9 protein-coding genes, 2 tRNA genes and 1 riboswitch are annotated in these 14,217 nt (G+C 44.4%); of the genes, 4 read left to right on the forward strand and 7 right to left on the reverse strand.

Annotated features, from left to right (window positions below; all coding sequences use genetic code 11):
* Nucleotides 1-78: 78 nt before the first annotated feature.
* The 6 genes from BLW60_RS09100 to BLW60_RS09125 all read right to left on the reverse strand — a co-directional run bounded on the left by BLW60_RS09100 (nt 79) and on the right by BLW60_RS09125 (nt 6,311).
* Nucleotides 79-1,023 carry a DMT family transporter gene (locus tag BLW60_RS09100; RefSeq protein WP_074716610.1) on the reverse strand — a complete coding sequence of 315 codons (945 nt, stop codon included), beginning with the start codon at nt 1,021-1,023 and terminating at the stop codon, nt 79-81.
* The gene (locus tag BLW60_RS09105) at nt 1,016-2,128 is read right to left on the reverse strand and encodes an ABC transporter ATP-binding protein (RefSeq protein ID WP_074716612.1); all 1,113 of its coding nucleotides are present in this window, start codon (nt 2,126-2,128) and stop codon (nt 1,016-1,018) included. The genes BLW60_RS09100 and BLW60_RS09105 overlap by 8 nt, the downstream gene beginning before the upstream one ends.
* On the reverse strand, nt 2,121-3,143 hold the full coding sequence (locus tag BLW60_RS09110) for a FecCD family ABC transporter permease (protein WP_347496394.1): 1,023 nt from the start codon (nt 3,141-3,143) through the stop codon (nt 2,121-2,123). Before BLW60_RS09110 ends, BLW60_RS09105 begins: the two co-directional genes overlap by 8 nt.
* A gap of 5 nt (nt 3,144-3,148) precedes the next feature.
* Nucleotides 3,149-4,261 carry an ABC transporter substrate-binding protein gene (locus tag BLW60_RS09115; RefSeq protein WP_074716616.1) on the reverse strand — a complete coding sequence of 371 codons (1,113 nt, stop codon included), beginning with the start codon at nt 4,259-4,261 and terminating at the stop codon, nt 3,149-3,151.
* A 1-nt stretch (nt 4,262) separates the two neighbouring features.
* Nucleotides 4,263-5,198, reverse strand: a complete 936-nt coding sequence (locus BLW60_RS09120) for a hypothetical protein (RefSeq protein ID WP_074716618.1) — start codon at nt 5,196-5,198, stop codon at nt 4,263-4,265.
* Nucleotides 5,199-5,261: 63 nt separating this feature from the next.
* Nucleotides 5,262-6,311, reverse strand: coding sequence for a sirohydrochlorin cobaltochelatase (locus tag BLW60_RS09125; RefSeq protein ID WP_074716620.1), 1,050 nt, complete (start codon nt 6,309-6,311; stop codon nt 5,262-5,264).
* A 138-nt stretch (nt 6,312-6,449) separates the two neighbouring features.
* A riboswitch (cobalamin riboswitch) is annotated at nt 6,450-6,652 on the reverse strand.
* Between the two features lie 238 nt (nt 6,653-6,890).
* Here BLW60_RS09125 and BLW60_RS09130 point away from each other — a divergent pair.
* The 4 genes from BLW60_RS09130 (at nt 6,891) to BLW60_RS09145 (ending at nt 12,480) form a co-directional block, all read left to right on the forward strand.
* Nucleotides 6,891-9,611: a family 43 glycosylhydrolase gene (locus BLW60_RS09130; protein ID WP_074716622.1), complete on the forward strand. Its 2,721-nt coding sequence runs from the start codon at nt 6,891-6,893 to the stop codon at nt 9,609-9,611.
* Nucleotides 9,612-9,776: 165 nt separating this feature from the next.
* Entirely contained in the window at nt 9,777-12,152 is a 2,376-nt protein-coding gene (locus tag BLW60_RS09135; RefSeq protein WP_074716624.1) for a clostripain-related cysteine peptidase, read from the forward strand.
* Between the two features lie 127 nt (nt 12,153-12,279).
* A tRNA-Pro gene (locus tag BLW60_RS09140) sits at nt 12,280-12,356 on the forward strand.
* Between the two features lie 40 nt (nt 12,357-12,396).
* A tRNA-Leu gene (locus BLW60_RS09145) sits at nt 12,397-12,480 on the forward strand.
* A gap of 103 nt (nt 12,481-12,583) precedes the next feature.
* On the opposite strand, the gene BLW60_RS09150 is transcribed toward BLW60_RS09145, so the two are convergent.
* Nucleotides 12,584-14,146 (reverse strand): dockerin type I repeat-containing protein, encoded by a 1,563-nt coding sequence (locus tag BLW60_RS09150; protein ID WP_074716625.1) that lies wholly within the window; start codon nt 14,144-14,146, stop codon nt 12,584-12,586.
* Between the last annotated feature and the right edge of the window lie 71 nt (nt 14,147-14,217).

Raw genomic sequence — 14,217 nt, forward strand, 5'->3', positions numbered from 1 at the left:
CAACTCCGTTCAAATAAACTTTATTTGTATTATAGCACATAAATGCTACAAAAGCAAGAAACAAAAAAACAGCACTTATCATGCTGCTTTTTCTTTATCTTTTTGTAGAGGTGAAATATTCACGATAATGATACCTGCGGCAACAAGAATAAGTGCAGCCGCTACCTTATAAGGACCTGCCTCACTCTTCTCGGATAAGAGAAGATATGAGAGTATTACGCCGAAAACAGGGTTCATAAACCCAAAAACCGATATCATTGAAACGGGATTATGTTTCAGCAGTACTCCCCATATTGAAAACGCAGCCGCAGAAACGAATGCAAGATAAACCAGCATAAGAACTGCTTTGGTATTAGTGATCGTTACCCTTCCGCCTGAAATAGAACCGACGACAGTCATAAAAATGCCGCCTATAACGAACTGCCAGCCACTTAGCAGCACCGTATCCTCAGTATGTGAATAACGTTTGATAAGTCCTGCCGAAAATGCATAGGACAGCGCGGACAGGAACACAAAGCCCTCACCAGTAAATCTGAAACCTCCGCCTATACCGCTGAGATTTATGAGCACAACCCCCGAAAAGCCGATAAGACAGCCTGCTATTTTACGTAAAGTAAGCTTCTCGGTACGAAATACCAGAGCAGCAACAATAATAGACAGAAACACATTTGAAGCCGTAATGACCGAGCTTTTCATGCCTGTGCTCCTTGTAAGTCCGATATAGAAAAATGTATATTGAAGTATGGTCTGAAAAAGTGACAGCTTTGCAGCTTTAGGAAATGAACTTTTTTTCGCAACAAGAGGCTTTTTCTCAATTATACTGCCGATAACAAGCGCAAGTATCCCTGCGAGAGTAAATCTCAGACCCGCATACAATATCTGTGCAGCAGTATCATCTGCGGATATATGGGAATATCCGCAGCCAAGCTTTATGCACGGGAAAGCACTTCCCCACAGCAAACAGCACAGCATAGTCAACGGCAGCACAACTATCTTTTTAGTAAGCAGCGACTTATCACTCATATGACTCTATACCTCTTAAAATGCCCATTTTTTCAGCTTCAGCCATGAGCTGCCTGCATTTTTCATTCATAGTGCCGAAGCTTTTCAGTGTACAAACAGCGTTTCCGCAGCTTCTCATAAGTTCAAATGCTTTCTCATATTTCACATCTGAGACAGCTTCAAAAGCCTGCTCCGATACAAGCTCCGAAGCAAGAGCAGCTGCAACGGGATATTCGATATCATTCTCATGGATTATACCTGCCGCAAAAGCGATACCCTTTCGGCGCAGACTGCGGTACAGAGCAATGGCACTTCCGCCGCCTCCTATAACGAATACCGTGGGAGCGGAAGTGAGCTTTCCAAGCTCAGGTGAACCATAGGCTTCGCAGAAGCTTCCCTTTTCGACACCGTAAAGCTCCTCAATACAGCCGCCGGAGAATATTTCCTGTGGAGTACCTGTGCGATAGATACCTTTACCCTTGATACATATGATAGTATCGGAAATGCGCTGAGCCAGCTCCAGCTCATGGAGCGACATGATAACGGCTATATGACGCTCGTCAGCAAGCTTTTTCAGTATCTTCATAAGCTCCAGCTTATACTTTATATCGAGAAATGTTGTGGGCTCATCAAGTATAAGGATATCAGGCTCACGGCAGATAGCACCTGCAAGCATTATCCTCTGACGCTGACCATCGCTTATCCTGTCGAAGTCACATTCAGCGATATCCTCAGCATCAACGAGCCTGAGTGCTTCCCTTACCTTTTCCCTGTCCTTGTCGGACAGCACTCCCAGCCTGCCCGTATAGGGATAACGTCCTGTTTCAACAACATCTATGCAGCGCATATATTCGGTCTTTACTCTGCCTGTAAGAAGAACCGACACAGACCTTGCAAGCTGATTGCCGCTAAGTTCCTTGAGCTTGTCTTTTCCGATATAAACAGCACCGCCGAGGGGGATAAGCTGTCGGCAAATAGTTTTAAGTATAGTTGATTTTCCAGCACCGTTAGGACCTATGAGAGTCAGTATCTTCCCCTGCTCCGCATTTATCTCAATACCCTCAACTATGACCTTTTTGGCATAGCCTGCCGAAAGAGCCTTTGTACTCAGCATTATCTCATTCATTTCCGCCTCTCCTTTCCTTGTGAAGAAGCATATATATTACCACAGGCGCACCGAATACAGCTGTTACTGTGCTGATACTCAGCTCTGTAGGTGCAAAAAGCGTCCTCGTTATCAGGTCACACAGCAGACAGAACACCGCACCGCCGAGAAAACAGGCAGGCAGTATGCGTATAGGCTTTGCAGTACCGAAGCCGCTTTTTATGATATGCGGTACTGCAACACCCACAAAGGAAACAGGGCCTGCAAAAGCTGTAACGCAGGCGGAAAGCACACTTGAAAGCAGTATCAGCGAAGCTCTGAAGGCTTTTATATGTACTCCCGAATTTACTGCATATTCCTCACCCAGCTGATAAGCGTTCATAGGCTTTGACAGCAGAAAAGCAAGTATACAGGCAGGGAAAACGATAGCTGCCGAAGTCAGCACATCGCCTTTTCCGATACCAGAAAAGCTTCCCATTGACCAGTTATGCAGATTAACGATATTGGAGTCATCGGAGAAATTCACCACAAGCTCGGTAATTGCCGAGCATATATATCCTATCATTACACCGCATACTATAAGCACGGACATACGCTTTACCTTGCCCGATATGAGCAGGATTATCCCCATTGATATCATTGAACCCACAAAAGCCGCCGAGACCATGCCGAATGAATTCACAGCAAATCCCTGTGACAATGAGAATACCATGAGCAGTGCAACCATAAGCTTTGCACCTGACGATATACCGAGGATATATGGACCTGCAATAGGGTTTGCAAAGAAATTCTGAAGTAAAAATCCCGAAACAGACAAAGCTCCTCCAAGGATAACAGCCGCAGCAGTTCGCGGAAGTCTCAGTCCTGTTATTATATTGTACGCTGCCTTGTCCGTGTCAGGTTCGCGGAGCGCATTTATCATTCTCTGAACGGATATATCCGCACTTCCTGCACATATATTCAATACTGCAAGGAAAACAAGCATAACAGTGAGGATAATATATCCCCATATCATACGCTGCCACTGAACTTTCATCATTATCACTCCAGACGATACATAAAATTCATTTTGTCATCAGCTTCACCCTTGAAAACGCTGTGAAACTCCTTTATCATATCCGCAGCACCGGTAGTCTGCTGAAATATATTCTTTTCAGTACACCATACCTCGCCGTTTTTCACAGCCTTGAAATCCCTGAGCAGAGGATATTTTTTTTTAATATCATCTATACTTGCCACACCGCCTGTGATATCGCTGTTATAGAAAATAATATCAGCATCACAAGCCTTCTCATAAAATGACTCAGGCTGAATAGTCATGGAAGAAAGTGCGTTCTCGTCGGTTTTCAGGTCATCATTGGTAAAGATGTAGCCTCCCCCTGCCATTCTCATCATTTCGGGAACGTAATCAGACGGCTTGCGGACTACCACACCGCCTGCGGAGTTGATATAGAAAAACGCAGCCTTTCTGCCTGTATTTTCTTCCGTGAGTATCTCTTCTATCTGCTTTGTCTTATTATCAAACAGCTTCTGTGCCTGCTCCTCGCAGTTAAAGAGTATGCCGTAAAGCTTTATCCACTCCATTCTTCCGAGAGGATCTTTTTCGTAGCTTGACCGCTCAACAAGAACAGGTATACCGAGAGCTTCTATCTGCTCCTTGACTTCGGGACTGTGATATATCATGGTAGACTCGATCGCAAGTCCGCATTCTTCTTCAAGCAGAGCCTCATAATCGGGAGCACTGTACTTGCCGATATAGGTGATATCGCCGCTGTCTATCCTGTCACGGATATTCTGCAAGCTCCAGTCATCATACTTTGTGGAAGTCATAGTCACATCATCAAGCGCACCTGCTCCGTCAATGAGGTCCATAGCAGAAGAAGCCGCATTGTACACATTATCCACGGGCTGCTGAATAACTACAGCATCACCTGCCGACTTCGGAGCATCACCGTTCTCGGGCACGATAACATATTTGTCATCAGCAATGGTTACAAGCACACAGTCGTTGTCGATATACTCCGCCGAAAACTGCCGAGCATATTTCAGCTCCAGCATTTTTCCGCCGTGAGAAACATCGGCTTTACTTTTTTTACTGCCGCAGCCTGCAAGCAGAACTAAAGCCGCAGCTCCGCAAAATATACGTTTAAGCATTTTATTCGGTTATTGTGGAAGAATCAAAGAAAAGAGTATATTCGATCTCGTGAGAAGTGCTCATAGCTGTAGTATCAGCCTTAACGGGCATCTTGTAATCAAAGCCTGTAACAGGTATCTCGAATATTGAGAATTCCTCTGTACTTACAGGCAGTATCTTCTCATCATCGACTATCATGTAATCGTACTTGTTGCTGCTCCAGATAATTTCAGCAGCAGCCTTTCCGTCCTTGACTGTAAGCTTTGCAGGCGAAACAACAGATGCTTTTCCCGAGCCGCCTTCAAGCTTTACATCGACATTGTATTCTCCGTCCTTGATACCGAGAGACTCAACAGTATTATATCTGCTTTCATAGAAAGCCTCATCTGACAGCGAATCAGCACGGAATACAAGCTTTCTGTCGTACCACTGTTCCTTGCGCTTGCTGAAAGCCGCACAGTCTATCTCCTTGTCAAGAGCTTCAACAGGCACAGTGAAAGCCACTGCATCGCCGCTCTCCTCTGCATTGATGTAATCGCTTTCGGAAGCCTTTGCTGCATCTTCGCCTGTACCCATGAATAGGTACTCATAGCCGCTTCCACTCATAGTCATCTTTGCAGTCATCTTACCGTCTGCAACTGTAAGCTTACATTCGGTTATCTTGAACATTGACGAGCTTGAATCAACATTTATATCGTACTCACCGTCTTTGAGCTTATCAGCTTCAACAGCGACCATGCCCTCATATCCGACCTCCTGCTGAGGTGCAGTGACCTGTTCTGTAGTTGTTTCTGCTTCGGTCTCAGCAGCAGTAGTAGTTGTTTCCGCTTCTGTTGTAGTCTCAACAGCAGCAGTTGTAGTCTTTGCCTCAGACTCAGATGAATTATTCTTATTGCCGCATGAAGTCAGTACAGCAGCTGTTAATAAAAGTGATACTACAGCATATTTTTTATACATATCAATTACCTCTTAATGAAGCAGCCGACATAAAGCCGGCTGCAATTTCAATTTAACTTTTTCTTACTTTACAGAGTCGATAGCCTTCTGAGCGTGTTCAACGTATATCTTCTGGATATCTTCGTTCTCACCGAGACCTCTCAGTACACACTCAACGTCATAGCCTTCAGCAAGGAATATCGACTTCCATGAATCCTCTTCGTCGCCTGCCATATCATTGTTAGCGTGATCGCCTGCAACTACCATGAGAGGCTCAAGGACTACCTTCTTGTAGTTTCCTTCCTTTACCTTTGCAAGAACATCTTCAACAGAAGGTGTAGCCTCAACAGTACCTACGTAGTAATTCTTGAAGCCGTCAGCTGTAAGAAGATCCTGCATCTTCTGATATACAGCATTTGACTCAGCCTCTGTACCATGTCCCATGAAGCAGATAGCAGTCTCACCGTCATCATACTCCTTAGTCCAGTCTGTGATAGCCTTCTCTACCTTAGCAAAGTCATCATCGCTTGTAAGGAGCGGCTCACCGATAACTACCTTATCAAAAGCGTCTGAGTATTCAGCTATCTTTCCTGTAACTTCCTCATACTCAAGACCGTTCATAAGGTGAGTAGGCTGAACAACGAGAGTCTTTACCTTATTGTCAACAGCTCTTTTAAGAGCAGCATCTATATCATCAATGAGGATACCGTCTCTCTTGTTAACATGATCTATAACGATATTAGCTGTGAAACCGCGGCGTACAGAGTAATCAGGGAATGCCTTTTCGAGAGCATTCTCGATAGCACCGATAGTAAGACGGCGGCTGTCGTTGAAGCTTGTACCGAAGCTTATAACGAGGAGCTCACTGTCACCGATCTCGTCCTGATTTCTGATGTTATCAAGTGAAGCATCACCTGTATCGTAGTTCTCTTCATCGTCCTCTTCCTCAGCCTCAGTAGTAGTTTCAGCTTCTGTAGCTTCGGTAGTATCAGCCTCAGTTGTTACAGCAGTTGTAGTTGCTTCTGTAGCAGCAGTATTTCCGCTGTCCTTCTTTTCGCTGTCACCGCATGAAGTGAAGCAAGCAGCAGTAAGTGTAAGTGCAGCAGCTGCTGCGATCATTCTTCTCATTTTCATTTTCTTTTCCTCCTGTTTTTTCAGGAGACATAGGTCGTGCGCAAAAAACCTTCTGCACAGGCAGAAGGCATAATAATAAACCCGTTGATATTACGGGCAGCAATGGTACGATCAATGCCTCGTGATCCTGGGAATTACCCCATGTACCGATAAGCGGCAGGTTTCCTGACTTACAGGCAATAGCACATTTTTCCGCCTTCCCGTTATTACACAGTGGCTGTACGCAAGCACATGGAAAAATGCTGCCTGATCACAGTGACGAGATCGTTCAGGTATCACACCTGCTTCCCTTTTACCCTTCCGTACCGAAGCAGGAAGGCACCGTTTACCTTATAAAATATAAATACAAGAGTCATTATAGCACATATCTCTCATAATTCCAATAGTTTGGTTCAAAATCGGAACTTTTGACAAAAAAAGTTCTTTCTTTTACAAAAAAATATATGCAAGAGCCCACTATATTAATATTTACACTATATGTAATAGTTTGAATACTTTTGTATACCTCTTGTCCATTGACACTTTGGCTAAAAAAATGCTATAATTATATAAACATTTCTATGTTTGGAGGATATTAAAATGAAATTGAAGAAGCTAATATCGGCAGTTGTCTCAGGCTGCATATTCTTGTCGACTTTCACAGGCATGACTTCACTCGCAGCCAATCAGCGCGTATCCGTACACGATCCTTCCATAGTCAAGAATAACGGTATATATTACGTATTCGGCTCACATATAGAAGCAGCAAAGACTACTGATCTGCGCAACTGGAAACGTTTCTCAAACGGCTATGCAACCACAAATAATGTAGAATTCGGCAATCTTTCCCAAAACCTGCAAAAAGCCTTTGCGTGGTCGGGTGAAGACCTTGAGGACTGTGCAGGCGGATTTGCTGTGTGGGCACCAGATGTAGTATGGGACGCAGACTATATCAACTCTGACGGCAGCAAAGGCGCATACCTTATGTACTTCTGCACTTCCTCAACTTATATGCGCTCCGTAATAGCTTATGCCGCAGCAAAGAATATAGAAGGACCGTATACCTTTGTGGATACCCTCATTTACTCAGGCTTCACCAACAATGACGCATATGTAAAGAGTGCAACAAAAAACGTCAACAAGAAGTACACCTCCACTAACATAGACGAGCTTATTGCCGCAGGACAGGTAAGCTTCAACAACAGCTGGTTCAGGAACAATGACTTCAACAATCAGCTCTTCCCCAACGCTATTGATCCTACCATATACTATGACACAAACGGAAAGATGTATATGTGCTACGGCTCATGGTCAGGCGGAATCTTCACCCTTGAGATAGACCCGAAAACAGGACAGTGCATACACCCGAAAACAGGCACTACCTCTGACGGCAGAATGGTGGACAGCTATTTCGGTACGAAAATATCGGGAGGCTACGGCAAATCAGGTGAAGGCCCTTTCATTGAATACAACGCCGACACAGGCTACTATTATTTATGGGTAACATTCGGCGGACTCACCTCCACAGGCGGATATAATATGCGTGTATTCCGCTCTGCATCACCTCTCGGACCATTTACCGATCCAGCAGGCAGACAGGCTGTTCTCCCCACAAATCCTAACCTTGACTCCACAGGTCTGAAAGTCATGGGCAACTACAAATTCAGCTCACTGAGCAAAGCTTACATGGCTTGCGGACACAACTCCGTACTCCGTGACGATGACGGCAAGTGGTATCTTGTATATCACACAAGATTTGACGACGGTGCAGAATTCCACGAGGTACGTGTACACTCCATGTACTTCAACGAAGAGGGCTGGCCTGTTGTCGCTCCATACGAATACGCAGGCGATGAGATATCCACATCTGGCTACAATGACTCCGACATTATCGGCGACTATGAATTCATCAACCACGGCACTTCCACAGACGGAAAAATAATAAACTACAGCAGCATAAAGCTCAATGCAGACGGTACAATAAGCGGCCCAGTTACAGGAAAATGGTCACAATCGCAGGAAAGTGCAGCTGCCGAGATAACCATAGGCGGTCAGAAATACAGCGGTTACTTCCTTGCAGCCAAGGACGAAAACGGCAAGAAAGTAATGTCATTCACCGCAGTTGGTAGCAATAACCAGACCGTATGGGGCGTACAGACAAAGGAATTTAACGGCAAGGAGCGTCAGGTCGGTATCCCCGACTACACCGACAAAGACTCAAAGATAGTATATTCCACGAATTTTCTGCTGCCAAGCAGCTGTATCCCGTATATTTCAAGTACAGAACTTCATTCCGACGTATCATATTATATCATCAACCGCAACAGCGGCAAGGTCGTCGACCTGCCCAACGGAAGCCTTGATATCGGTACTAATATACAGCAGTGGGAATTCAACGGCAGCTGGGCACAGCAGTGGAAGCTCACAGCTATCGACGAAAAGTATTTCTATATACTTTCAGCAGGCGATGAGCACAAATGCATCGGACTTGCCGAAAATTCTGGAAGCGACGGAGTAAACCTTGAATTGCAGGAGTTCACAGGCGCAGAAAATCAGAAATTCATGTTAAAAAAGCAAGGCTCATACTACGGTATTGTTACAGCTTCGTCCAATGAAAAAAGCGGATTTGACGTATATGAATGGTCAAAGGAAAACGGCGGAAACATCAATCAGTGGGAATACCGAGGCGATGACTGCCAGCTGTTCAGCCTTGAACCCGTACACCCTGCCGTAGCTGACGGTTCATACTCCATACGTGACATCTCATCAGACTGCCTGTATAATTCATCAGACAGAGAATTCGGTTTAGACAGCTATATGCAGATACATGAAATAAACGGCGACTCATTAAATCACGCAGACGATCATATCTGGAAATTCAACAAACTTGATGACGGCAGCTATACAATTATAAACAAGTACGGCGACGCACTCACATCTGACAGTGCAGGAAATATCACTGCAAAGGAATACACAGCCGACAGCTCACAGAAATTCAGAGTCACCTGCAATAAAGACGGCTCGTATTCATTTGTACAGAACGAAAAATGCGTTACTGTCATCAGTAATTCTTCCGCACTCACCTGCCGTCTTGAAGAATACATGGGCACTGAAAACCAGAAAATAATACTTACTCCCGAAAAGCTGCGTACAGGCGATGTGAATTACGATACAGACATAACTGTTGCAGACCTTGTAATGCTGCAAAAATTCCTGCTGAAAAACGAACCCGTAACAAACTCTGCATATGCAGATATCAACTATGACGGAGTTGTTGACATCTTCGACAGTATCGGACTCAGAAAGCTTCTCATAACCTAATAACAGACCTCCGCGCAGCTGCAAGCCATAAACTTGCCGCTGCGCTTGTTTTTTCGACAAAATACAAATAATTCATTTTAACTTGACATTCTATGTGAAAGTGTGTAAAATATTAATAAGTAGGCCTATTTTACCTGCTAAAGAGAAAAAATTACGGAGGTTAATATGGATCCAAGACAAAACAGACCGCAGAACAGACGTAAAAACGTCACATCCGGCGGCAATGGAGCACATAGACGCGGCGATGGACTTGGCACAGGTCCTGTCGGTTCGGGAAGCTATTCAGGCGGATCAACAGGCGGCGGAGGCGGCGTAAAGAGAGCAGCTGCCGGCGGCGGCGGAATAATGACGCTCCTTATAATCGGTTTCCTTTTATTTAAATTTATGGGCAGCGGTGCAGGCGGCGGAGGCGGCAGCAGCAGCGGAAGCAGCGGCGGTGCCGGAAATCTCCTCGGCTCACTCTTAGGCGGCGGTTCAGCACCGTCAGGTTTTGATTTCAGCACTGAGGATACTGCTACAGGCAGTGCAACCAGCGACACAGCGGTAGATACATCTGTTGCAACAGGTTCAAGAGAGAAGCGCACAGTTATCAAGGGCAACAACGAGGACGTTGTAACTATCATGGTATATATGTGCGGTACTGACCTTGAATCAAAATACGGCATGGCTTCTTCCGATATGCAGGAAATGGCAGGTGCTTCCTACGGTGACAACGTAAACGTAATCGTATTCACAGGAGGCTGCTCAAAGTGGAAGTCAACAGGCATAAGCAATAAAGTAAACCAGATATACCAGATAAAGAACGGACAGGTCATGAGACTTTCCGATGATGCAGGTTCTAAGGCAATGACTGATCCTAACAACCTTGCATCATTCATACAGTACTGCTCAAAGAACTTCCCTGCTAACAGAAACGAGCTTATCCTCTGGGATCACGGCGGCGGATCTGTTACAGGCTACGGATACGACGAAAAGAACAAGAGCAGCGGATCTATGAGCCTTGCAGGTGTTAATCAGGCACTCAAGAGCGGCGGTGTAAAGTTCGACTTCGTTGGCTTCGATGCTTGCCTCATGGCAACAGCAGAAACTGCACTCATGCTCAACGAACACGCTGATTACCTTATCGCATCTGAGGAAACAGAGCCCGGTATCGGCTGGTACTACACAAACTGGCTCACAAAGCTCGGCAGCAACACTTCAATGTCAACACTTGATATCGGCAAGAACATTGTAGACGATTTCGTTTCCGAGTGTGCAAAGAAGTGCAGAGGTCAGAAAACAACACTTTCTGTTATCGACCTTGCTGAATTCTCAAACACAGTACCAAAGGATCTCAATGCTTTTGCTAAATCTGTAAGCACAAAGATCTCAAACGACGAGTATAAGGATATTTCCAACGCAAGATATTCTACCCGTGAATTTGCAGAAAGCTCACGTATAGATCAGGTAGACCTTGTAAACCTTGCTGAAAATGTAGGAACTGCCGAGGGTAAAGCACTTGCTGAAACTCTGAAAAAGGCAGTCAAGTACAACCGCACATCTACAAATATGACAAACGCATACGGAGTATCTATCTACTTCCCCTACCAGCGTACATCATATGTTGATACAGCCTGCAATACATACAATCAGATCGGTATGGACTCTGAGTATTCAAAGTGCATAAAGCAGTTTGCAAAGCTTGAAACAGGCGGACAGGTCGCAGCAGGCGGCACAGGTTCAGCCCTCAGCTCACTGTTCGGTCTGGGCGGTTCATCAGGCTCTTCAGGCAGCTCTGATATGATCGGTTCACTTCTTTCCAGCTTCCTTGGCGGCGGAAGAAGCATAGCAGGTCTTGACAGCACAAACACAGAATTCATGAAGGATACTGATGTAGACGACACAGCAGAGTATCTTTCAACTCACTACTTTGACGCATCAAAGCTCACATGGGAAAAGCAGAACGATTCTTATACTATGAAGCTTGCTGACAATCAGTGGGAAATGGTACACAAGCTCGACCTTAATATGTTCTACGATGACGGTCAGGGTTACATCGACCTTGGACTCGACAACATCTACGACTGGACAGAAGAGGGAGACCTTATTGCTGATACTGAAAAGAACTGGCTCTCTATCAACGGAAACGTTGTAGCATACTATCATACAGATACAACAAACAGCGGTGACGATACTATCATTACAGGTTATGTACCTGCTTTACTCAACGGTGAGCGTGTAAACCTCATAATCGTATTCAACAATGCAAATCCTAACGGCTTTATCGCAGGAGCTTCAACAGACTACGTTAACGGCGAAACAAACGCTGTAGCAAAAAATCTTACAGAGCTCAGTGTTGGCGACAAGCTTGATTTCATCTGTGATTACTATGATTACGATATGAATTATCAGGACAGCTACATGATCGGCGAACAGGTAACAGTTTCCGAAAATATGACCATAAGCAATACAGACGTAGGATCAGGCGCGTGTCATATCCTCTACCGTTTCTCTGATATTTACAATCAGGATTACTGGTCAGAGCCTATCGTTATCAAATAAAACACAAAAGAGCAGCTTACAGGCTGCTCTTTTTATTGCAATGATATTGTAAAAAAATAAAATTATTATTTTATTGATATTTTTACTTGACATCGCCGCTCATTTGAGGTATAATATTAATGCTGTCCGAGGTGTGGCTCAGTTTGGTAGAGTACTACGTTCGGGACGTAGGGGCCGCAGGTTCAAATCCTGTCACCTCGACCAAAAGGCGGTATATCATAAAAAATATACCGCTTCATATTATGCCGCTGTGGTGGAATTGGCAGACACAAGGGACTTAAAATCCCTCGGTAGCAATATCGTACCGGTTCAAGTCCGGTCAGCGGCACTTAAAAACGTCGAATTTTTCGACGTTTTTTTATTTTTATGCCCCTGCACATGAAGTGCAGGGGCATATTTTCATTTCATAAGATCAATTATCATCTAAGTATTCAGTTTGTTTCAAGCAGTATCTTCTGTATAGCCTGAGCATCGCCCACCGTCAGTCCGTCGCCGTCCATGTCGGCATTTGCCTTGCCCTGTGCTGTCAGGTGAAGCTCTGCTGTACCGTTTTCGCCGTACTTATTAGGATTTGCAAGAGCCTGCATGATAAGGACTACGTCTGACATATCACGCTCACCGTCGCAGTTTGCATCGCCTTTTACATTAACTGTAGCATACTCCCAGTATACCTTTTCGCCGTTGATAATATGTACGAGAGTGAAGAGCTCATTGCTGATACCATTCTGCTCAGCAAATTCCAGCATCTGCTTCTTCTGCTCAGTCGTTACGTTTTCGACTACATATTCAATAACGAGAGGCGGATAGTAGCTTGGGTACTCAGCACTTGTCAGGCACTTTGCATCAAGACCATTGTCCTCAAAATACTTGTTCAGCTTATCCATTGCTTCCTTTACCTCTACAGAGACTGTTGTAGTTGTTATAGGTACATCTTCAGGGAGTGTTGTAGTTGTTGTTATCGGTGTATCATTATTTTCTTTCGGCGTACCAGAACAAGCTATGTAATCGTAGTAGAAGCCTGCGAAATATTCATTGAACTGAACATAATTCCAAGCTGCATACATACCATCATCTGCCTGAGCTGTTATAGGTATGATCTCAAAAGCACAATACTCAGCGTTGCCATTGCCCTTATCTACAGTTAAAGCTCCTCTCTGTTTTATCGCAAACATATCTGTCGGAAGTCCCATTTCTTCGATGATCTTGTCATCTTCCCAGCATACCTTGTAATCATCTGCAAGCGCTTCATTGGATACAGGGAACGGATTAGCCTCAAGAAGTACCCATACTCTTCCGATCTTATTCATTTGTGCCATATCATCTTTTGACCATAACCTGTATTTCAGACCTTCTGTCATTCCGTTTTCTGCAAACAGTACCTTGAATTCATCAAGTGACATTCCTCTGATGTCATCGAATGTGATATCAGAGTCGCTGCAATCAACAGGCGTATATCCTAACTCCTCGCCTGATACAAATTCAGACTGCTTTATTACCTTTCCCTTGATACGGTCTGTACCTGCTATCTTGTAAATCTGCTCGGGAGTTAATGAGCATCTCAGAGCTGTTCCTGTAAAGTTCGCCTCTGAAACGTCAATTCCTATAAAGTCGCAGACTTCTTTTGTTATAGCAGCATAAGCTTCCTCATACTTCTTCTGGGAGAGATCATTTTTATAAGCCCCGACCATTTCGTTGATCTCTTCTTCTGAATATACTGATGTATCCAGTGTGGTTTTATATTCCTCAGCGGCTTTGTTTACCCTTGGAATGATTTTTGAATAGTCGATCTTGAAAGTACACCACATCATTACGTCTATCTTTTCAAGTCCTGCATCAATGTCCTTTTTCAGTTCATCTGAAATCCTGATGTTCTCCTCCTCTGCACTTGCTTCAACTGAAACGTTCTGCGACTGAGCAGCAACAGCAGTAAACGGAACAGTTATACAGCTTGCCAGCATTGAAGCTGTCAGCAAAATATTGATCATTTTTTTCATACTAAGACCTCCTTTAAAAAGTGTCGTAAAATTTTACGATATCGGATAAGAATGTTTTGAATGTATCCGAT

Source organism: Ruminococcus flavefaciens, from assembly GCF_900108555.1.
GTDB lineage: Bacteria > Bacillota > Clostridia > Oscillospirales > Ruminococcaceae > Ruminococcus > Ruminococcus flavefaciens_P.